This is a genomic window from Enterobacter sp. kpr-6, assembly GCF_900116015.1.
Lineage (GTDB): Bacteria > Pseudomonadota > Gammaproteobacteria > Enterobacterales > Enterobacteriaceae > Enterobacter_D.
On sequence record NZ_FOYH01000009.1, the window covers coordinates 79,066 to 100,101 of the forward strand.

Sequence of the window (21,036 nt, forward strand, 5' to 3'; positions counted from 1 at the left end):
AACAGTCTCCTTTAGCGGCGAAAGAGCGCGTATTCATTGCACAGCACCAGGTTCGCCGGTTCGTCTTCTTCAATATGGCTGAAGCGATCGATGGGTTGCAGAAAGTGGTTATCGTGGTCGTCGTCATTGACCGATGAGACTTCACCCACCAGCACATCGCCAAAGCCGTGCTCGCCCCAGAAGCTGTGATACAACCCCGGCGGCAGGCAGATACTTTCGCCGGGCGACAGGCGTAACTGGCTGCCCGCCGCGTGAGTCTGGCGCGCGCCGTCGATGGCGACGGTGACGTCAGTGGTATCGGTGAGTTCATCCGCGCCTGCGTTCCACAACTCAATAATCAGGTTGCCGCCGCCGCGATTGATGATGTCCTCGCGCTTGCGCCAGTGAAAATGCATCGGCGTCAGTTGCCCGTCGCGTACATGCATGATTTTTTCGGCATAGGTTTTGGGCCAGGGCGTGCCGTCGGGCGAGCCGTTGCGCAGGGTGAACAGCGTCAGCCCTTGTGTGGCGAAGGACTCGCCGCCAAACGCGGTGACATCCCAGCCGAGCTTGAGGGCAAAAATTTCCGCGGTGGCTTCGGGTTCAAGCTGCTGCCACCGGGTCGGCGGGTAGCTGGCAAACGGCGGCAGGTGAACGTCGTGCATGGAAAAAAACTGCCGGGTGTGGCCGAGGATTTCGTTGATTGCGGAGCGTTTCATGGGGCCTCCTGTGCAGGGGTTTTCCCCTCACCCTAACCCTCTCCCGGTGGGAGAGGGGATAGATTGGTGTTCTCCCTCTCCCCTGGGAGAGGGCCGGGGTGAGGGGGCAAAGCAATTACTTAACCGTCCAGCCCTTATACGTCCCCACGCTCTGCTTATCGATCATCGTCACCGGGATCAGCACAGGCTCTTTCGGCGCGGCTTTACCCTGCAGAATGTCGTAGCCGATCTCCACCGCTTTCGCCGCCATTACCTGCGGGTCCTGCGCCGGGGTCGCCACGAACAGGGAGTTTTCACGCTTGAGCGCCTCTTCGCCGTCCGGGGAACCATCGACGCCGACAATAAAGAACTCTTTACGCTGCGCCTGTTTCGCCGCCAGATCCGCGCCGATCGCCGTCGGGTCGTTGATCGCAAACACGCCGTCGATCTTCGGATTCGCCGCCAGCAGCGAGGTCATCACTTCCAGCCCGCCTTCACGACTGCCTTTGGCGTTCTGGTTCCAGGAGAGCACTTTGATATCCGGGTGGCGTTTGAATTCTGTCTGACAGCCTTCGACGCGGTTCTGCACCGCTGACACCGGCGGTCCGTTGATGATCACCACATCGCCTTTGCCTTTCAGACGGTCGGTGATGTATTTACAGGCAATCTCGCCCGCCTGGGTGTTGTCGGAAGTAATGGTCGCGTCCGCGCCTTCGGCGGCCACGTCAACCGCCACCACCACGATCCCGGCCTCTTTCGCCCGTTTCACCGCCGGGCCGATGCCCTTCGAATCCGCAGCGTTAAGGATGATCATGTCCACTTTCGCGGCAATAAAGTTGTCGATTTGCGATACCTGCTGGCCGAGATCGTAGCCGCTGGACACCAGCGTCACTTTCACGTCATCGCCCGCCAGCTTGCGCGCTTCCAGCTCAGCGCCCTTGGTGATCTGCACGAAGAACGGGTTCGCCAGATCGCCCACCGTCACGCCAATGGATTTCAGTTCTTTTGCCTGCACAAACGGGCTTGCGGCAAGCAGTGCGCCCGCACAGAGCGCAGTCACTAACGGTTTCAAACGCATATTCTTTTCCTCGAAGCTGTAGGGTTTTGTTGTTATGCACTTTGATGGTGTCGGGTACGGTATTTGTCGATCAGCACCGCAATGATGATCACCGCACCCTTGATCACCAGTTGCCAGAAATAGGAGACGCCCATCAGCGTCATGCCGTTGTTGAGCGTGGCGATGATCAGCGCCCCCACCAGCGTGCCGGTGATGGTGCCGATGCCGCCGACAAAACTGGTGCCGCCTAAGATCACCGCGGCGATGGCGTCCAGCTCGTAGCCCATGCCGAGGTTGCCGTTGGCGCTGTAGAGGCGCGAGGCGCTCATCACCCCGCCAAGCCCTGAGAGCAGGCCGCTCATGCCGTAAACGAACAGCAGCACCATCCAGACTTTGATGCCGGTGAGCCGCGCCGCCTGCATGTTGCCGCCGACCGCGTAGATATGAACGCCGAGCGTGGTACGTCTGAGGATGAACCAGCACACCACGATCACCGCCAGCGCAATCACCACCAGCCACGGCACCGGGCCGAGATAGTTGTTACCGATCCACTCAAAGCTGATGTCAGAGTTAATCACCGTGGTGCCGTCGGCCAGCAGATAAGCCGCCCCGCGTAGCGCCGTGTAGGTGCCGAGCGTGACGATAAACGGCGGCAGTCCGGCGAACGCCACCAGCGCGCCGTTGAACAGTCCGAGCACCAGGCCAAGCATCAGCGCGGCGGGAATGGAGAGCATGGCGAATTCGGGGATCAGCGACACCACCATCGCCCCTACCGCCGTGGTGCCGAGAATCGACCCCACCGACAAATCGATGCCGCCCGTCAGAATAATAAAGGTCATCCCGGCGGCGAGAACGATGTTAATCGACGCCTGGCGGGTGATATTGAGCAGGTTACTTTCGGTAAAAAAGTTCGGCGTGATAAAGCCAAAAACGGCGACGATGAGGATTAAAATCGGCAGGATGCCGACCGTTTGCATCAGATCGCCCATCAACTGCTTTTTCGCCGAGGAGGATTTTGCCGCCTGCTGCGGCGTGGTCACGGGAGTTTGCTTATCATTCATGATGCACCGCCTGATCGACGCCGGTGGCCAGCGTCATAATATTTTCCTGGGAAATATTTCCATGTTGCAGCTCGCCTGCGATGGCACCTTCGCGCATCACGTACACCCGGTCGCTCATGCCGACCACTTCGGGTAGCTCGCTTGAGATCATCAAAATCGCCACGCCTTTGCGCGCCATCTGGTTCATGATGCGGTAGATTTCGCTTTTCGCGCCGACGTCGACGCCGCGCGTCGGTTCGTCGAGGATCAGAATGCGCGGGCCAATCGCCACCCAGCGTGAAATCAGCAGCTTTTGCTGATTGCCACCGGAGAGACCACCCGCCCGCACCTGCGCATGGGGCACGCGGATATTGAGCAGCTTGATGGCGTCGTCGGAGATGCTCTGCGCTTTTTTGCGATCCAGCATGCCGAAATTGGCATCGCGCTCCAGCGTCGCCATGGTGATGTTTTCCGCCGCCGCCAGTTCTAAAAACAGCCCCTGCTCTTTGCGGTTTTCGGTCAAAAATCCGATCCCTAAATCGATGGCAGCGCGCGGGGAGTGGATCACCACCGGCTCGCCATCCACTTCAATCACACCGCCCGTGGCATGACGCACGCCGAAAATCAGTTGTGCCAGTTCTGAACGTCCGGCCCCGACCAGCCCCGCCAGGCCGACGATTTCACCGGCGCGCACGTGCAGGCTGACGGGCTTGATTTTGCCGCCGTCGGTCAGGTGATGGACGTTAAGACGCGGGTTGCCGAGCGGGATGTCGCGCTCTTTATTAAACAGATCGCTAAGCGGGCGGCCCACCATCATGCGCACCAGTTCGGTGGCGTTAAGGGATTCGCGCAGCAGGCTGCCGACATACTGCCCGTCGCGCAGCACGCTGACGCGGTCGGACAGTTCATACACTTCCGCCATGCGGTGGCTGATGTAGATAATCGCCATTCCCTCGTCACGCAGACGGAGGATCAGTTCAAACAGGCGGTGTGTTTCCCGCGAGGAGAGGGCGGCGGTGGGTTCATCCATCACCAGAATGCGGCTGTTACGGTGCAGCGCGCGGGCGATTTCCACCTGCTGCTGTTCGGCGATGGTCAGCCTCGACACCAGATCGCGGGCGCTGAATTGCGCGCCGAGGCGGTTAATCACCACCTGCGCCTGGGCGACCATCTCTTTGCGCTGCACCAGCCCGCCGCGCGACAGCTCGCTGCCGAGGAAAATGTTTTCCGCCACCGTCAGGTTCGGGGCGAGCTGCATCTCCTGATAAATCAGGGTAATACCTGCGGCTAATGCGTCTTTTGGCCCTTTGATGGAATAGGGTTTCCCGTCGATAAGGATCTCGCCGCTGGTGGCGGTGTACGCCCCGGCGAGGATTTTCATCAGCGTACTTTTGCCCGCGCCGTTTTCACCCATCAGCGCGTGGATCTCACCGGGATACACCGTCAGATCGACGCCTTTGAGCGCGTAGAATTTGCCAAAGGCTTTGGCAATATTGCGCATTTCGAGTACCGGCGTTTTGCTCATGGCGAGACTCCTGTGTGGGTCGATTCACGCAGTCAATCACGCCTCTGTAAATGCTCCATGTCAGACGCTGTTCATAATTGTCATATTGCGAAATAGTTAACGGGGATCACAATTACGTAACGGGAGAGTGTGCGAATCTCCACCCTCACCCCGGCCCTCTCCCTGAGGGAGAGGGGGAAAGGCCAGCCCGCGCTCGATCTGTCCCCTCTCCCTCAGGGAGAGGGAGAAGGGCCAGCCCTCGCTCGATCTGTCCCCTCTCCCTGAGGGAGAGGGGGAAGGGCCAGCCCGCGCTCGATCTGTCCCCTCTCCTTGAGGGAGAGGGAAGGGCCAGCCCGCGCTCGATCTGTTCCCTCTCCCTCAGGGAGAGGGTTAGGGTGAGGGTAAAAAAAACAACCACGGAGCCATCATGCCCTATCGCCGTAACCCCTTTTTCGCCAGCGCGCGCGGGCGGCTGCTGTTCTTCAACCTGCTGGTGATGGGCGTGACGCTGATGGTCAGCGGGGCGGCGGTTTTCGGCTTCCGCCACGCCAGCCTTATCCAGGAGCAGGTGCAGCAGCAAACGCTGGATGACATGACCGGCAGCATGAATCTGGCGCGGGACACGGCGAATGTCGCTACGGCGGCGGTGCGGCTGTCGCAGGTGGTGGGGGCGCTGGAATATAAAGGCGAGGCGGAGCGGCTGAAAGAGTCGCAAACCGCGCTGAAACGCTCGCTGGATCTGCTGGCCGCCGCGCCGCTGGCGACGCTTGAACCGCAACTGGTGGCGCGCATCACCTCGCGCAGCAACGAGCTTCAGCACAGCGTCACCCAGATGCTGGAGCGCGGGCAGCGCCGCCATCTGCAACGCAACGACCTGCTCAGTTCGCTGTACCAGAATCAGAGCTATCTGCGCCATGTGCAGACGATCAACGGGCGCACGGGCGCAACCGTGCCGGACCCGCGCCTGCTCGATGAGATGGATCGGCTGATCGACGCGGCGATCCAGTCGCCGTCGCCGCGTCCGACCGTGCTGGCGCTGAATGCCCTGGTGACACAATTGCCGACCGACAGCGCCGATCCAACGATCAACGCGATCCTCGCGGATTTTAGCGCCGAGCTACGCAAGCTCGGGCCGCTGGCGCAGCAGCTTGACGAGAGCGATCTGGCGATCAACTGGTACATGTACCACATCAAAGCGCTGGTGGCGTTTCTCAACAGCGACATTAATCAGTACGTCGAACGGGTGGCGCAGGCATCGCAGGAGCGCACCGCGCAAAGCCATCAGGAGTTGCGTTCTATCATCCTGTTTATCATCGCGTTTGCGGTGCTGGCGCTGGTGATCACCGGCTTTGCCGGCTGGTATATCTATCGCAACCTGGGCTCCAATCTGACGGCGATTTCCCGCGCCATGACCCGGCTGGCGCGTGGCGAGCCGGATGTCTCGGTGCCTGCTTTGCAGCGGCGCGATGAACTGGGCGAGCTGGCCCGCGCATTCAGCGTCTTTGCCCGTAACACCGCATCGCTTGAGCGCACCTCGCGGTTGCTGAGAGAAAAAACCACCCAGATGGAAATCGACCGCACCGTGCGCCAGGGCCTGGAAGAAGCCTTACTGCACAGCCAGAAAATGAAGGCTGTCGGGCAACTGACCGGCGGGCTGGCGCACGATTTTAATAATCTGCTGGCGGTGATCATTGGTAGCCTGGAACTGATCCCACCCGATTCCCCCGACGCCACGCGCATCAGCCGGGCGCTGAAAGCCGCCGAGCGCGGGGCGCTGCTGACTCAGCGTCTGCTGGCATTTTCCCGTAAGCAATCGCTGCACCCGCACGCGGTAGACATGCAGCCGCTGCTGGAGAACCTGAGCGAACTGATGCGCCATTCTCTGCCCGCCACGCTGACGCTTTCCATCGAAGCGCAAAACCCGGCGTGGGCGGCGTGGATCGATGTCGGACAACTGGAAAATGCGCTGATAAACCTGGTGATGAACGCCCGCGATGCGATGGAAGGTCAGAGCGGAGAGATTAAAATTCGCACGTGGAATCAGCGTGTTACCCGCAGCGATGGCCGCCGTCAGGATATGGTGGCGCTGGAGGTGAGCGATCAGGGCTGTGGCATGTCGCAGGCGATCAAAGCCCAGGTCTTCGAGCCGTTCTTTACCACCAAACAGACCGGCAGCGGCAGCGGGCTGGGGCTGTCGATGGTGTACGGTTTTGTACGCCAGTCGGGTGGCCGGGTGTCGATTGAGAGCGCGCCGGGGCAGGGCACCACCGTGCGACTGCATTTGCCGCGCGCGCAAACCCAGGCGGTGCGCCTGCCGGAGCCGGAACCGGTGCTGCCGGGCGATACCCGCGATATGCTGATTCTGGTGCTGGAGGATGAAGCCGACGTGCGCCAGACCCTGTGCGAACAGCTTCATCAACTGGGGTATTTGACGCTGGAAGCGCAAAGCGGTGAAGAAGCATTAAACCTGCTGGCGGCCTCTTCGGACATCGGTTTCCTGCTTACCGATCTGATGCTGCCGGGGCGTTTGAGCGGGGCGGAGGTGATCCAGTCCGTGCGCCTGCATTATCCCGATCTGCCGGTGCTGTTAGTCAGCGGCCAGGATTTACGCCCGGCGCACAACCCTGCGCTGCCGGACGTGGAGTTATTGCGCAAGCCCTTTACCCGTGTGCAACTGGCGCAGGCGCTGCGTAAGGCGGTTGCGGCGGTGGAGCGGCAACCGCGGCTTTGAGATTTCTCCGCTACTCGCTTTTTTCCCGGCGGATTAACGTGAAGCCAGCTCAGCACACAGAGACTGGCTCTATGACACGTTACGCGACCGTACTGATTTTCAGCTTCCTTTCGTTCACCAGCCAACTGGCGCATGCCGATGTGGTGGACGACGCCCTTGGCAACATCCAGCGGGCAATTAATGATGCCTATAACGGCAACGATTCGTCCCGCGATGATGAGGACGACAGACGCTATGACGATGACCGGCGACATCGCGACGAGGATCGCCGTCGGTATGAAGATCGCCAGCGTCAGCTTAAGGATCGGCGTCGACAGCTTGATGAGCGTCAGCGCCAGCTTGATGAGGATCGCCGCCAACTGGAAGATGACGCACGACGGCTGGAACAGGAGTATTAATACGCTTCGATGTGGGTGGTTGCCGGGATCGCCAGCAGGCGTTCACCGCAGGTGAGCAGCAGATCGAAACCTAACTGGAAGGCGTGCTCATGCTCGCTCAGCACGTTAATCAGGCTGCCCGGCAGTTGTGGCGCGACCATGCGTTCTTCGCGTATGCCCGCGCCGGTCAGACGCAACATCCGTCCACCGCTTAAGCTGGCGACCTGCAATACCAGCGTTCGGGCAGCCAGCGTGTGCAGTTGATCCGCACTGAGCGTCTCATCCGCCAGCGCAAACTCCGCCTGAGGGGGGTGATCAACCCGCACGGTGCGCGTATGTAAGCGCAGGTTTTGCGTGACCAGATCGTTTTCAAGTGCAGGGCTCATCCACAGCGCGGTGTCGCGGTCATTTAGCGTCATCAGCAGGGTGGTGGAGGCGAGGTTTAGCGGCTGCCAGCCATGTTTAAGCTGGTTGAGCGTGACGATCACGCCCGGTTCACTCATCGCTTTTAATAAACGACGCATATCTTGCTGTGCATCCTGCACGGGTTGACTCATTAAATGCATTCAGTTCTCCACGGTGGATTCGACCGTATCAGTACGGTGACAGGTATCCTGACCGGAGAATGTGACATTCAGGTTAACAGAAGATGACAAACAGATGAGGGGGCGGGCGCAGAGAAGATGAAACACGCCCGGCGATGACCGGGCATTGGGTATGGCGCGTTAAATCAGTTCTTTTTCACGAACTCGGATTTCAGCTTCATCGGACCAAAACCGTCAATTTTGCAATCAATATTATGATCGCCTTCCACCAGACGAATATTTTTCACTTTGGTGCCGATTTTCAGCATTGAAGAACTGCCTTTTACTTTCAGATCTTTAACGACGGTGACGCTGTCGCCATCGGCCAGCAGATTGCCATTGGCATCTTTCACAATTAAGGCATCGCTGTCGGCAGCGGGTTCGGCGTCGTTCCATTCATGGGCGCATTCCGGGCAGATGAACATGCCGTTATCTTCATAGGTGTATTCAGAATTGCATTTCGGGCAGTGGGGTAATGACATGATGATTCCTCGGTAAACGTGACGGGCACCCGTAAAAGAATGGCAGGTGACCAAAAAGGGCGCAGATTATACACCAATTCCCCACAGTTGTCGGTGCTATTATTTTTTTAAGAAAAACGGAGAAATGAGTGTATTGACACATCCTGTCACTCGGGTATGTGATGGTATTGCTCAGTTAAGATTGTTCTCAAGCCCGTAATTTGAATATTTTCCGGTGGAAATTGCCACTCCTGGTTAATTCATATATGGTGAGATAAGCACCCGGGTATTAAATAGAACACTGTCAGCACCTGCTGAGCATCTGCGGCGGGGGGTTAATTACCTCTCAAATCAGGTGGGTAAATAAATGAAGATATATCCTGGCGGCTCATAAAAATGCGCTACGCTCACACAGGCCCTCCTGCCCGGGCCTGCCAGTCAGACGAAGCGCGCAGACTAAATACTTATTTTTCCTGATTTTCATCAGGCAGTTATTTTCCACACGTAATTATAAAAGCCGAAACTTCATTAATAAAACAGCAAGGCTTAATAAAAGTTAGTAAATTTGCGTTAAGGAAAGACTTTTATCATGCACACACAGACAATCCTCGAATTAAGCCAGGAAGCCGAAAGGTTGCTTCAACTTTCATTGCATAATCTTCAGTCGCTTAAAGCGATGCCCACTGGCGCACTGGATGAAGCGTTAACGGGTGAGAAAAGCGATGTGGCCAATGTGCATCCCTTACATTTCAGCCCGCGTGGCATTGACGTTCAGCAGGCGACCTTAAATAACGAACTGCGAAAAATTACCCGTCTGGAAATGGTGCTGGCTATCGTCGGGACCATGAAAGCCGGTAAATCCACCACCATCAATGCCATCGTGGGCACGGAAGTGCTGCCCAACCGTAACCGCCCCATGACGGCGCTGCCAACGTTAATCCGTCATACGCCGGGCCAGAAAGAGCCTGTTCTGCATTTTTCTCACGTTGGCCCTATTGATACGTTAACGCAGCAGCTTCAGACGCGTCTTTTTGGCGTTGACCGGGAGAAGCTGGCGCAAAAGCTGGAGATTGATAAGGACATGTCCATTCTGCTTGAGCGTATCCAGCAGGGTGATGCCTTTGATAAACACTACCTTGGCGCGCAGCCTATTTTTCTGTGTCTGAAAAGTCTGAACGACCTGGTGCGCCTGTCGAAGGCGCTGGACGTGGATTTCCCGTTTTCTTCCTATACCGCTATTGAGCATATCCCGGTGATTGAGGTGGAGTTTGTTCATCTCGCCGGGCTGGCAAACGATATGGGTCAGTTGACCCTGCTCGACACGCCGGGGCCCAACGAAGCGGGGCAGCCGCACCTGCAACAGATGCTTAAAGAGCAACTGGCGCGGGCCTCTGCGGTGCTGGCGGTGATGGATTACACCCAGCTTAAGTCGATCTCCGATGAAGAGGTGCGCCAGGCGATTGCCGCCGTGGGGAAATCGGTGCCGCTGTATGCGCTGGTGAACAAGTTCGATCAGAAGGATCGTAACAGCGATGATGAAGAGCAGGTGCGGGCGCTGATCGCCGGTACGCTGATGAAAGGGCATATTACGCCGTCGCAGATTTTCCCGGTGTCGTCGATGTGGGGGTATCTGGCTAACCGCGCACGCCATGAGCTGAATCTGCGCGGTAAGTTGCCCGATCCGCAGGAGCAGCCCTGGGTGCAGGATTTTGCCGAAGCGGCGTTAGGCCGTCGCTGGCGGCTGGCCGATCTGCATGATATTCAGCACATCCACCACGCCACGGAACTGCTGTGGGAAGATTCGCTGTTTGAGCAGCCGATCAGAAAACTGCTGCATGCGGCCCACGCCAATGCGTCACTGTATGCGCTGCGTTCGGCCTCTCACAAATTGCTCAACTATGCGCAGAGCGCCCGCGAATATCTCGATTTTCGCTATCAGGGGCTGACCGTCGCGCTGGATACGCTTGAGCAAAATATTGCCCGCCTGGAAGAGGACACCCGGCTGTTGAAAACCTGTCAGGAACAGGTCAGCGACGAGGTGGGGCACGAAGTGGACGAAGCGCTGAACGCTGTCGAACTCTTCCTTAATAGTGAGCAGGCGACAATTACTAAGGCTATCGACAGCTATTTCAGCGATGGCAGCATGGCGGAGATGGTCAGCCAGAGCCAGGCCGGTTTCCGTGAAGATGAGGCGTTCGGCCAGGGCAAACTGGTGCTGGAAGATGAAAGCCAGGCGCAGATCGTGTTGAGTAAAATCCGCTCCTCCTGTGAGGCGATTTTACTGGTCGCCCAGGAGAGTATTACCCGCGAACTGGCGCAGCGTTTCGACCAGCTTAGTAACACGCTGACCCGCGCGCTGCATGATGCGATGCGCCCGATTGAGCTGCGCATTAAAGACGAGCTGCATCAGGCCGGGTTTCGTGCGCGGATCAGCTTACCGGCGTTTCAGGCCAGCGCCCTGAACTTTAATTCGCGCCAGCTTTTTGCCGATGCAATCGCCTCTGAGGATTTGCCTCTGGGCCAGTCGCGCGTGGGCGGTGTGCGTGAAAGCATGGCCCGCTGGCTGAATAATCCCGGCTGGGGCTGGAACGATTATGTCGTTACCCGGACGCGATATGTTATCGATATCAGGGCGTTACATAATAATCTGAACGAACATGTGGCCTGGTTTTGTGCACAAATTCGTAAAGCTTTAGCAGCCCAGGTCGATGTTTCAGTAACGGCAGGCATGGCGACGTTTTTTGCCGACTTTTCCCAAAGCCTGGCGGCATTGCAGGAGAGTCTGAGCGACAGTCTGGCTATCCGCCAACAAAACGAAGCTACGGCCCTGAAGTTTCGTCAGCATTTACGACAATGTATCTCGACAGCGGACTGGATCCATGAAGATGCCCGCCTGTTACGCGATGATATTCAAACTCTGTTCGCGGCAGATCAACCATGAAAAATCGACTACTGGATGGCCCCGGGAGAACACTGGAATGTATCCACCCTAAGTTTATCGTGGATCTGGTTCAGGGGATTGATGCGCCCCGGCAGGCGCAGGTGGTACCTCAGCAGCAGCTCTTCCGGGAGCGCTTAACGCAGGAGATCATGGCCCAGACGCAGTTGCGCCCGTGGGCGATGTCGGGCATGTACAACGAAAATGACGCGCTGCGCCTGGGGCTGGTGGAAAAACTCTCCAGCATGTTCGATCCCGGTCAACTGGCGCTGACCCGCATTACCCAGCGTCTGACGATGTTAAAGCAGAACGTGGAGCGTCGCGCGGCCCCCTCCGCCACGCTGGAAAAACAGTATGACGATTTGTGCGAGCATTTCAGCCGCCGCGCCGCGTGGAAAACAAAGGCGCTGACGCAGCGCGGGCTGATGGTACAGGCGGGTTTGCACAGCGAGCAGATTTTTACCCGCTGGCGCGCCGGGCAGTATAACGGCTGGTCGCTGGTCGGACGCTGCTATGTTGCCCTTGAGGAATTACGCTGGGGCGCGTTTGGCGATGCGTGTCGCCTGACCAATCCTGAAGTTTCTACCCTGTTAAAAGATAACCTGCGCGTAATGGCGGCTGATTTTCTGGCGCAGGGGATTGGCGCATCACCGGCAACCCGTCACTTTTATCATCAGTGGTTGAGTACGCCGACTTCACCGGGACTGATGGATTATAAAGACCTGTTAGGCTGGCTGGGGGACTGGTGCGATGCCGATCGTCATCCGGTGAGCTGGTCGGTGACCCAGAGCTGGCAGACGGTGGCGTTAGGGATGCCGAGACTTTGTTCGGCGGCGCGACTGGCGGATGCGCTGGTGGATGAGATCTTTAGTGAGGGTGTGTAACACCCCTTCCGTTTTGCGGAAGGGGCGAAGGCCATCGTTAATGGTTTAACGACTCTGTTCTTTCTTCCTGATTTTCCACCGCACCCTGCGGGTTACCGAAGCGCTTCGCATACAGCGCGGTAATAATCGGCACCAGAATCGCGGTTACAATGACGCTTGCTGCCACCAGCGCGGTTGCTGATGCTGCGACCGGTTCAAATGCCGGGTTAATTTGCGCGATGATCACCGGGTTCGCCACTGCCGCACCTGCCGCAGAAGAGGCAGCCACACCCGCAGTACCGTTACCGCCACCAATCAGTCGGTCTGCCAGAATCAGCGGAATACCGGTGATGATGATGACAGCCACGCCCAGCACGATGCCCAGCAGACCGGTATCCATAATCACTTTCAGGTTGATGGTGTTACCCAGCGCGAAGCCGAAGAACGGGATCAGCACCGGAGTCGCTTTGCTGAAGAAAGCGCGGAAATCGTGGTCCAGGTTGCCGAGTGCAAAACCGATCAGGAACGGCAGTACCGCGCCGACGAAGTGATGCGGTTCAAACGACGCCAGGCCTGCGGAACCGAGGATCACCATGGTCATCAGCGGACCGGATTCCAGTGACATCAGAACGAACGCGCCCGATTCTTCTTTGGTGCCGTACTGATTCATCAGGCTGGCGTACAGGCCGCCGTTGGTCATGTCCATCGCAGAGACGATAGCCAGTACGGAAAGACCGGCAAAGAAGCCCGCTTCAATACCGTGCTCAGGAATGAAGGTCGCGGCCAGCATCGCCACAATCCAGGCGACCGCGATTTTGGTGATCACAAGGGTGCCGGATTTGCGTAATACCGTGCCCGTTGCGCGTAAATCAATAGATGCACCAATACAGAAGAACCAAACTGCCAGAATCGGCACGGTGCCTGTAATCATGCCTTTAGTAAATGATCCAAAATAAGCGCCCGTGTCTGGCGCTAAAGTATTTAACAGCGCGCCGAGCAGCAGCGGAACCAGCATCATCCCACCGGGGATACGTTCGATTGTGGCCTTGATTTTCATTATGAATCCTCACTTTGATCACGACAGCAACGTGACGAAAGCTAATCAATTAATAATTAGTATATTCAACAAGTTATAAATCCTGGTGTCAGGGTCTTTTGTCTTTCACTGCAGAGGGTGATTTGCGCGCCTGCGGTGTCCTCACAAAGTTTGCCTGCCGTTATGATGCGATCTTTGGAATATTGATTCAACGAAAACGAAACAGTGTTTTAGTTATCTTCATCACATATTTCGCGTAAAGATTTTTCAAGACTGGCGTTATTAAAAATGCTGTAAATGAGATGTAAAAAATCAGGGTGGAATTTAAACTAGCAGAGTAATAATTTCCTCAGTGATTGCCCTCGCATTTAAACTGAATTAAGCCGATTCTAATTTTTCTGGAAAGAGTTTCCTGTTAGCCGCAGCGCGTCAGAAGAATTAATGCAGGCCGCAGAAGTATCCCTGTAATAAAAGGGGAAATATCTGTGAAGTTGATCACAAATATAAACCCTGATAGGGTAAAGAGGTCATTAACTGCCCGATGAGGCGTCAACAGGTTTGGTTGTCCAGGCTTTAACCAGCTCATGTAACTAAACCTGCTACGCTTGAAAGAGAATGCTGCTACACAGCGAGATTCACCGTACCGTGCTTTTTTGGAAAGCGCGCCAGTTAACTGTGCGGTTTTGGGCCTGCGAGGAGATAACATGTTAAAAAGGAAAAAGGTTAAGCCTATTACGCTGGGTGACGTCACCATTATTGATGACGGCAAGCTGCGCAAGGCCATTACTGCGGCATCGCTCGGTAATGCGATGGAATGGTTTGATTTTGGTGTTTATGGTTTTGTGGCTTACGCACTCGGTAAGGTGTTCTTCCCCGGTGCCGATCCCAGCGTGCAGATGATTGCTGCGCTCGGGACCTTCTCTGTCCCGTTCTTAATTCGTCCGCTGGGCGGATTATTCTTCGGGATGCTTGGCGATAAATATGGTCGTCAGAAAATCCTTGCTATCACTATTGTTATTATGTCGGTCAGTACCTTCTGTATTGGCCTGATCCCTTCTTACGCCTCTATTGGTATCTGGGCTCCGATCCTTCTGTTGCTGTGTAAGATGGCACAGGGCTTCTCGGTCGGGGGTGAATATACCGGGGCGTCGATCTTTGTGGCCGAATATTCCCCGGACCGTAAGCGCGGATTCATGGGAAGCTGGCTGGACTTTGGTTCCATCGCCGGGTTCGTACTGGGTGCGGGCGTTGTGGTGCTGCTCTCCACCGTGGTCGGCGAAGAGAACTTCCTCGCCTGGGGCTGGCGTATTCCGTTCTTCCTGGCGCTGCCGCTGGGTCTGATCGGTCTGTATCTGCGTCACGCACTGGAAGAGACGCCTGCGTTCCAGCAGCATGTGGATAAGCTGGAGCAGGGCGATCGTGAAGGGTTACAGGATGGTCCGAAGGTCTCGTTTAAAGAGATCGCCACCAAACACTGGCGCAGCCTGCTGACCTGTATTGGTCTGGTAATTTCCACCAACGTCACCTATTACATGCTGTTGACCTACATGCCGAGTTATCTGTCGCATAACCTGCATTACTCTGAAGATCACGGTGTGCTGATTATCATCGCCATTATGATGGGGATGCTGTTTGTCCAGCCGATTATGGGCCTGTTGAGCGACCGTTTTGGCCGTCGTCCGTTTATCATTCTGGGCAGTATTGCGCTGTTCCTGCTGGCTATCCCGGCCTTCATTATGATTAACAGCGATATTATCGGGCTGATCTTTGCCGGTCTGCTGATGCTGGCGGTGGTCCTCAACTGCTTTACCGGGGTGATGGCGTCGTCGCTGCCTGCGATGTTCCCGACACACATTCGCTTTAGTGCCCTGGCCAGCGCGTTCAATATTTCGGTGCTGATCGCCGGTCTGACGCCAACGCTTGCCGCATGGCTGGTGGAAAGCTCAGAAAACCTGATGATGCCTGCGTATTACCTGATGGTGATTGCGGTGATTGGTTTGATTACCGGGATCACGATGAAAGAAACGGCTAACCGCCCGCTGCGCGGCGCAACGCCTGCGGCCTCTGACATTCAGGAAGCCCGCGAAATCCTGCGTGAGCATCACGACAATATTGAGCAGAAAATCGAAGATATTGATAAAGAGATCGAGGAACTGCAACAGAAGCGTACGCGACTGGTACAGCAGCATCCCCGGATTGATGAGTAGGTTTTAGCTCAGGTTGCCCTCACGGGAAATCTGCCCCCTCACCCCGGCCCTCTCCCCAAAGGAGAGGGGGAAAGGCGAGTCTGTGCCCGATTTGTCCCCTCTCCCCAAAGGAGAGGGTGAAAGGCAAGTCTGTGCTCGATCTGTCCCCTCTCCCTGGGGAGAGGGTTAGGGTGAGGGGGACGTAAACCTAACACCCCGCCGCAATAAAATCCCCGTTCGCACTCACCGGGATCACCGTCAAAAACAGCACCGTTGCAAACAGGATCAGCGCTACCCCGGCGGCGATTTTCAACACCGGAACCACCCACTTCAGCCGCTGCGCATCGTCGCTAAACAGCGCTGCCGTGCGATTACGCGCGTAGCGCACCGCCAGCGACAGTCCCATAATCGACAGCCCCGTACCGAGCGACATCGTCATCACGGCGGCCATGCCCCAGGTGACCATTCCCAGCGCATTTGAAAACAGCAAAATCATAATTGCGCCGCTACAGGGCCGTGCGCCAATCGCCAGAATCACCCCAAGGCGCGCCTTTATGTCCCCCTCCGTCGCCGCGCCGACGCCATGATGCCCGCACTCGCAGTCCGGTGAGTGCCGGGCGTGCGGCGTCAGTGCGTGAATGCGCATTTTACGTGGCCGCATACTTCTGGCGGCCTGGTACATCACATACGCGCCAAAACTGCCGATAAGGAGCGCGCTGATTTTCTCGACGTACCAGCGGCTCTGACTGAGATCGCCGGCGGCAAGGTTAAAGCCCACCGCGAGAATAAACACAAACAGAATAGCGCTGACGCCCTGCATCAGGCTGCCAAAGAACGGGATCAGCCGCGCAGCCAGCCGGGGTTCGCTGTGGGTGCTCAGGTAAGTGGCGACGATAAACTTGCCATGCCCCGGCCCGATCGCGTGCAGTACGCCATAAACAAATGCGCCTGCCAGCAGCCACAGCCCGCCGCTCGTCTGATGGTTATTGAGCTGGAGCAGGTACATCACCAGATAGCGATGGAGCGTGATTTGCGCCGCGAGACACCATTGAATAAACGCGCCCCAGTGGGCGTGCAGGATCATAAACGCCAGTAGCGCGATAAAGGTTAAGGTGATTGCGCCAGGAATGCGCCACTGGCGGATAAGCGATTGGGTCGTCATAGGCGGCTCAGATAAAGGACGGTCCGGCAATTATAGACGCCAGACAGGGTTTCTTTTCCGTGAATATACTCTCGCTTTAGAATCATCTTATGGCTGAGATAAGCGGAAAACGGCGTCGTGGGACAAGCTGAACTACTTTGTATGATAGTATTCCGCAGGGCCAGGGAGTGATATAAATCCCACCTGTTTTCTGACGTCTCTATCAACTTTCACGCAAAGAATCTATTTATGAATCCTGGTGTATTACGAAGCGTTCAGGCCCTTCGCGGTCTGGCGGCGCTGAGCGTTATGCTTTTTCATTTTCGCTTTAATCTCAATGCCACCTGGCCGGGCCTTGGGGATAAATTATTTATATGGGGAGCATCGGGGGTCGATCTCTTCTTTCTTATTAGCGGCTTCGTCATCACCCTCACCATCAAGAAGACCCCGGCAGACTTCTCCGGCGTGCTGACGTTCTTTAAACGCCGGGCGCTCAGGATCCTGCCTGCCTATTACGTTATTTTGCTGCTCACCTTCTTTTTATCGGGTGCGATGAGCGTTTTCCACTATTCAGATAAAACCCTGAACTTCATCAGTTCTCTCATTTTTCAGCCGGCATATACCAACAACGCCCCTTTTTATATTGATGACAGCGGAATGTATAACATTCGCTGGACGCTGAATTACGAGATCTATTTTTATCTGGCAATTGGTGTTCTGGCATTAATACCGATGCGGTTATTTGCCTTTGCGAGCTATTTTATTCTGACGCTGATCGTCCTGCCGCTGGCCTGTGGACAGACATTTACGCTTTCTCCTGCCGGGTACGACCTGGGTATTAAACAGTTAAACCTGATCACTAACCCGATTATCTTCCTGTTTTTAGCGGGCATGGTGCTGGGCTATCTCTATCCCTTGCTTTTGCGCGCCAATGGCCGCGTGATGGCGGTTCTGCTGGCCGTATCGTTAGGGATGACGATCTGGTTTTTCAGCAACGGGCAATATCAGGGGCACGGGGTGCTCAGTTCTGGCTGGCTCTATTTCCTGATCCTCGCCTTTGCGATTGGCGCAGAAAAGACGCTGGGACGCTATGTGCCTGACGTGCTGGTGAGACTGGGCGATATTTCGTTCTCGCTTTACCTCATTCACACCCTGGTCAATAAGACATTACGGAAACGGTTAGAAGGCGTGGGGATGGAGCCGGGGTTACTGATGTTCATCGCCGCTATCGTACTGGCGTTGCTGTTTGCCTGGCTGTCATGGCGTTACATCGAAAAGCCTTTCCAGGCAAAGCGGGCGGGTCGTTCGCCGCTTCAAAAAGCATCATAAAAAAACGGGGCTGTTGCCAGCCCCGTGAGTCCTGATTCAAACAAACTTAGAACGATTTGTTTAAGCGCAGGCTGAAGGTATGCGCCTGATAACGTTCGCCTGCCTGCAGGTCATAACGTGCATCGAGGCTGATGTCATTGGCGTTGTACAGGGTGCTGCCGAGAGACAGGCCTGCCATATCTTTCACCGGCGTCGCCCCTTTGCTGGTGAATTGTGTTTCACCCAGGGTATCCGCCGCGAAAGTCGCGTTGCTGCTGGTGCGACGGTTATCGTACTGGTGGATCCAGGAGACCTGTGCGAACGGCGTCAGGCTACCCAGACCGGTATCGAAGGTTTTTGCCACGCGGGCACCGATATCGCTGGTCACCGACTGGGTGTGAGAGGCATCAACATCCAGCGCCATCCCGTTACCACCGGTTTCTTTGTAGCCGTCAACGTGCTGATAGCTGTAGGCCAATGCCGCCAGCGGGGTGACGATCACATCAGCAGGCAGCGTCAGCGGGTAGCCGAATTCGCTTTGCAGCGTTACGGACTGACCGTTGAATTTACCGTTTGCCGCGCCATCGAAGCCTGTGAAATCAGCGCGACGCACCGAGTCATAGTTCTGACGGTTTACTGCGGCCGACAGGTTCATAAACCACGGATTGCCGGTGTAGCCTGCGTAACCAATCACGCCGTAGTTATCGGCGGTAGAGGTGTTGCCGCTCAGGTTATCTTTACCGTGTACCGAGGTGTTGCTGTAGTTCAGCGCCGCACCGGCACGCCAGTTGTCGCCGAGCGCACGGTCAGCACCAAGGATCAGGCCGCCGAATTTCGCGCTGTAGCCGCTCACATCATCAGAGCTGTCCTGACGGGCATAACCACCGAACGGCTGGCCCCAGAGGATCCAGTCGCTGTAAGCATCACCGGTAGACACGCCGCTAATGCCTGCGGTCTGCGGATTGCGTGCTGAATCCATATGGTTGCCCACTACGGAGAGCGCGGTGTTGGTCGCAACGTTTGTCGCTGAGCTGGCGTTGATGTTCTGGCTGCCGGACAGAAGTTCACCGACGCGGTTCGCTTCTTTTTTGCCTTCAATCGCCAGTGAGGCGTTGTACAGCTCAAGCAGTTGCGGGGAGATGCCGGAGTAGTGGCCCAGACCGCCCAGTGATGCTGTGGCGTTAGGAATGGTTGCCCACTCAGGTTTCGGCGTCGGCTGAGGCGTCACAACCGGTGGCGTTACGACTGGAGGCGTAACCACTGGCGGCGTAGTCACCGGCGGGGTGACGACAACCGGCGGCGTCGTGTCCGGAGGGGTGACGACTGGAGGCGTAACCACTGGCGGTGTAACAACCGGCGGGGTCACGACCGGAGGCGTTACGACAGGCGGTGTAACCACAACCGGTGCGTTTTCCAGCGTGACAACCAGCGCGCTGTTAGTCCCGTCGTTATAGGTTGAGCCTTTAGCAACACCGTTATAACCCACGGCGGTGTAGTGCAGCGCGTCGGCGTTGTAGTTGGTGTCGGTGCTGTTTGCATCAATCACCACGTAACGCTGGCCTGCCGCGAACTGGTAGGTATTACCGGTACGGGCGAGGGAGACGCTGGAGCCGGATTCCACGTTAGCGGAGCCCGATACGTTCAGACGACCATAGCTGGCATCTGTGGTTTTATCACCGGTGGCAACGGCGGCATCGCTTACGCCCAGAATCAGCGCTGCCGCTGCATTCTGACGATAGTTGCCGGTGATGTTCACCGCGTCATTAACCTGCAGGGTTGCCGCGTCGTTGAGAACAGTGCCGCTGGCATTACTGCTGCTAATAGCGATGTTGTCGTTGAGCAGCATCGCGCCCGATCGGAAGATGACATCGCTTGAACTGGAAATTTCACCCACACCACTATTGCCAGTCAGAACACCCATGGTGCTGGTGCCGCCAGTGAATTCCAGCGCAGAACCGTTACCAGAATCAATGTTGCCGTTGATAGTTCCGGTGTTGGTGATAGTGATGCTGGAGCCACTGTTACCCGAGGCAGAAATCGCGAAGCTAGACCCGGTGATGGTGCCATTGTTGGTAATATTAGACGAGTTGGCACCATTATTATAATTGTAGGTATAGATACCGTAAGAGCCGTTGATGTCGCCATTATTAATAATGGTATTGGTATTGCTCGTGTTATTACGGTTATAAATACCGACGACTGAACCGGTTATATTCCCGTTATTGGTCAGCGTGTCAATTTCACCATCATTATAAATACCAGAGTAAGAACCGTTAATAGAACCATCATTGATTAAATCATTAATGATTCCCCGGTTGTAAATACCCATACTCGCATGGCTGGAAGAGTTATTTGAACTGGTAATGATACCGGAGTTTTTCAGCGTACCAATTGTGCCGCTGTTGGTGATGCCACCAGCAAAAGTTCCGCCACCATAATTTAAACCGAGGGAGGTAATGGTGCCTGCGTTATTCAGCACGTCGATAACGCCAGAGTTAGACACACCGCTGTTGCCAGAGATGGTGCCTGTTGCCAGGTTTTTCAGTGAGCCCAGGTGACCAGCGTTAACGATACCGCCGTTAGTGTTGTAACCTATGCCGCCGCCGCCGTAGTTATTACCGATTGGGCCGGTAATAGTACCGCTGTTAATCAGCGTACCGACGTCACTGCTTGCGGTCAGGTTTACGGCGCTCCCAGGATAATAGCCGCTGGAACCACCACCGACGTTGGCGATCGAACCTGAGTTATCGATAGTGGTAATCGTGCCTTCGTTCTGCAGCGCGTATGAATAGTTACTCAATCCCGACGTGTTGGTGGAAATCGCGCCCTTGTTATCAAGCGTGTTCAGCATGACACCCTGGCCAACGTTTAACGCCGTCCCGCCAGCGGGGCTGTTCACGGAACCCTGATCGGTGATGATAACCTTATCGTAGGAATGCGAAATTTGGACGTCAGACTCGGCCGTAGAGATCGTATAGTCACTCGGAATAGCCTGGGCATGCGGTGCCAGCAGTCCTTGCGCGGAGGTTAGTGCTACCAGCAATGTGCCATGCTGGCGAATGCGTGATTTCTTCATGGTGTACCGTGCGATGTCGCGCTTGTTATCGAAAAATGAAGCTGGTGTGAATTGCCT

Annotated in this window: 15 protein-coding genes; 6 read left to right on the forward strand and 9 right to left on the reverse strand. The window is 56.2% G+C overall.

All coding sequences use genetic code 11. The features are described 5' to 3' along the window. Window positions 1-11: 11 nt before the first annotated feature. From BM373_RS18005 to BM373_RS18020, 4 genes are all read right to left on the reverse strand, one after another. Window positions 12-698 (reverse strand): D-lyxose/D-mannose isomerase, encoded by a 687-nt coding sequence (locus BM373_RS18005; RefSeq protein WP_090464561.1) that lies wholly within the window; start codon window positions 696-698, stop codon window positions 12-14. 115 nt (window positions 699-813) lie between these two features. Then, window positions 814-1,755, reverse strand: a complete 942-nt coding sequence (locus BM373_RS18010; protein WP_090464564.1) for an ABC transporter substrate-binding protein — start codon at window positions 1,753-1,755, stop codon at window positions 814-816. Window positions 1,756-1,787: 32 nt separating this feature from the next. After that, window positions 1,788-2,795, reverse strand: coding sequence for an ABC transporter permease subunit (locus BM373_RS18015; RefSeq protein ID WP_090464567.1), 1,008 nt, complete (start codon window positions 2,793-2,795; stop codon window positions 1,788-1,790). Continuing rightward, the gene (locus BM373_RS18020) at window positions 2,788-4,299 is read right to left on the reverse strand and encodes a sugar ABC transporter ATP-binding protein (protein ID WP_090464569.1); all 1,512 of its coding nucleotides are present in this window, start codon (window positions 4,297-4,299) and stop codon (window positions 2,788-2,790) included. Before BM373_RS18020 ends, BM373_RS18015 begins: the two co-directional genes overlap by 8 nt. A 406-nt stretch (window positions 4,300-4,705) precedes the next feature. Between BM373_RS18020 and BM373_RS18025 the strand changes: the two genes are divergently transcribed. Both BM373_RS18025 and yjdP read left to right on the forward strand, forming a co-directional pair. Next, window positions 4,706-7,009 (forward strand): ATP-binding protein, encoded by a 2,304-nt coding sequence (locus BM373_RS18025; protein WP_090464572.1) that lies wholly within the window; start codon window positions 4,706-4,708, stop codon window positions 7,007-7,009. 71 nt (window positions 7,010-7,080) lie between these two features. Then, window positions 7,081-7,407: a DDRRRQL repeat protein YjdP gene (gene yjdP, locus BM373_RS18030; RefSeq protein WP_090464575.1), complete on the forward strand. Its 327-nt coding sequence runs from the start codon at window positions 7,081-7,083 to the stop codon at window positions 7,405-7,407. On the opposite strand, the gene phnH is transcribed toward yjdP, so the two are convergent. Together phnH and BM373_RS18040 are read right to left on the reverse strand one after the other, a co-directional pair. Next, window positions 7,404-7,952 carry a phosphonate C-P lyase system protein PhnH gene (gene phnH, locus BM373_RS18035; RefSeq protein WP_090464578.1) on the reverse strand — a complete coding sequence of 183 codons (549 nt, stop codon included), beginning with the start codon at window positions 7,950-7,952 and terminating at the stop codon, window positions 7,404-7,406. The two genes, yjdP and phnH, sit on opposite strands and share 4 nt — an antisense overlap. A 164-nt stretch (window positions 7,953-8,116) precedes the next feature. Next, complete coding sequence (locus BM373_RS18040; RefSeq protein ID WP_090464581.1) at window positions 8,117-8,452, reverse strand: zinc ribbon domain-containing protein YjdM; 336 nt, start codon at window positions 8,450-8,452, stop codon at window positions 8,117-8,119. A 568-nt stretch (window positions 8,453-9,020) separates the two neighbouring features. Between BM373_RS18040 and crfC the strand changes: the two genes are divergently transcribed. Both crfC and BM373_RS18050 read left to right on the forward strand, forming a co-directional pair. Continuing rightward, window positions 9,021-11,372 carry a clamp-binding protein CrfC gene (gene crfC / locus BM373_RS18045; protein ID WP_090464584.1) on the forward strand — a complete coding sequence of 784 codons (2,352 nt, stop codon included), beginning with the start codon at window positions 9,021-9,023 and terminating at the stop codon, window positions 11,370-11,372. Beyond that, entirely contained in the window at window positions 11,369-12,253 is an 885-nt protein-coding gene (locus BM373_RS18050; RefSeq protein ID WP_090464586.1) for a diguanylate cyclase regulator RdcB family protein, read from the forward strand. The genes crfC and BM373_RS18050 overlap by 4 nt, the downstream gene beginning before the upstream one ends. Before the next feature lie 37 nt (window positions 12,254-12,290). On the opposite strand, the gene kdgT is transcribed toward BM373_RS18050, so the two are convergent. Continuing rightward, complete coding sequence (gene kdgT / locus BM373_RS18055; protein ID WP_090464589.1) at window positions 12,291-13,289, reverse strand: 2-keto-3-deoxygluconate transporter; 999 nt, start codon at window positions 13,287-13,289, stop codon at window positions 12,291-12,293. A gap of 683 nt (window positions 13,290-13,972) precedes the next feature. On the opposite strand from kdgT, the gene proP reads away from it, so the two are divergent. Then, window positions 13,973-15,475 carry a glycine betaine/L-proline transporter ProP gene (gene proP, locus BM373_RS18060; protein WP_090464592.1) on the forward strand — a complete coding sequence of 501 codons (1,503 nt, stop codon included), beginning with the start codon at window positions 13,973-13,975 and terminating at the stop codon, window positions 15,473-15,475. 187 nt (window positions 15,476-15,662) lie between these two features. Here the strand turns inward: proP and BM373_RS18065 are convergent, their stop codons facing one another. Further along, on the reverse strand, window positions 15,663-16,616 hold the full coding sequence (locus BM373_RS18065) for a nickel/cobalt transporter (RefSeq protein WP_090464595.1): 954 nt from the start codon (window positions 16,614-16,616) through the stop codon (window positions 15,663-15,665). A gap of 228 nt (window positions 16,617-16,844) precedes the next feature. Here BM373_RS18065 and BM373_RS18070 point away from each other — a divergent pair, with 228 nt between their 5' ends. Further along, complete coding sequence (locus BM373_RS18070; protein ID WP_090464597.1) at window positions 16,845-17,924, forward strand: acyltransferase family protein; 1,080 nt, start codon at window positions 16,845-16,847, stop codon at window positions 17,922-17,924. A gap of 46 nt (window positions 17,925-17,970) precedes the next feature. Here the strand turns inward: BM373_RS18070 and BM373_RS18075 are convergent, their stop codons facing one another. Next, complete coding sequence (locus tag BM373_RS18075) at window positions 17,971-20,979, reverse strand: autotransporter family protein (protein WP_090464600.1); 3,009 nt, start codon at window positions 20,977-20,979, stop codon at window positions 17,971-17,973. Window positions 20,980-21,036 lie beyond the last annotated feature (57 nt).

Excerpts from the sequence above, each read along its gene's own strand:
- phnH (WP_090464578.1), bottom strand. The coding sequence starts at position 7,952 with ATGCATTTAATGAGTCAACCCGTGCAGGATGCACAGCAAGATATGCGT.
- BM373_RS18040 (WP_090464581.1), bottom strand. The coding sequence starts at position 8,452 with ATGTCATTACCCCACTGCCCGAAATGCAATTCTGAATACACCTATGAA.
- BM373_RS18015 (WP_090464567.1), bottom strand. The coding sequence starts at position 2,795 with ATGAATGATAAGCAAACTCCCGTGACCACGCCGCAGCAGGCGGCAAAA.
- BM373_RS18025 (WP_090464572.1), top strand. The coding sequence starts at position 4,706 with ATGCCCTATCGCCGTAACCCCTTTTTCGCCAGCGCGCGCGGGCGGCTG.
- BM373_RS18050 (WP_090464586.1), top strand. The coding sequence starts at position 11,369 with ATGAAAAATCGACTACTGGATGGCCCCGGGAGAACACTGGAATGTATC.
- BM373_RS18010 (WP_090464564.1), bottom strand. The coding sequence starts at position 1,755 with ATGCGTTTGAAACCGTTAGTGACTGCGCTCTGTGCGGGCGCACTGCTT.
- yjdP (WP_090464575.1), top strand. The coding sequence starts at position 7,081 with ATGACACGTTACGCGACCGTACTGATTTTCAGCTTCCTTTCGTTCACC.
- BM373_RS18020 (WP_090464569.1), bottom strand. The coding sequence starts at position 4,299 with ATGAGCAAAACGCCGGTACTCGAAATGCGCAATATTGCCAAAGCCTTT.
- BM373_RS18075 (WP_090464600.1), bottom strand. The coding sequence starts at position 20,979 with ATGAAGAAATCACGCATTCGCCAGCATGGCACATTGCTGGTAGCACTA.
- BM373_RS18065 (WP_090464595.1), bottom strand. The coding sequence starts at position 16,616 with ATGACGACCCAATCGCTTATCCGCCAGTGGCGCATTCCTGGCGCAATC.
- crfC (WP_090464584.1), top strand. The coding sequence starts at position 9,021 with ATGCACACACAGACAATCCTCGAATTAAGCCAGGAAGCCGAAAGGTTG.
- BM373_RS18070 (WP_090464597.1), top strand. The coding sequence starts at position 16,845 with ATGAATCCTGGTGTATTACGAAGCGTTCAGGCCCTTCGCGGTCTGGCG.
- BM373_RS18005 (WP_090464561.1), bottom strand. The coding sequence starts at position 698 with ATGAAACGCTCCGCAATCAACGAAATCCTCGGCCACACCCGGCAGTTT.
- proP (WP_090464592.1), top strand. The coding sequence starts at position 13,973 with ATGTTAAAAAGGAAAAAGGTTAAGCCTATTACGCTGGGTGACGTCACC.
- kdgT (WP_090464589.1), bottom strand. The coding sequence starts at position 13,289 with ATGAAAATCAAGGCCACAATCGAACGTATCCCCGGTGGGATGATGCTG.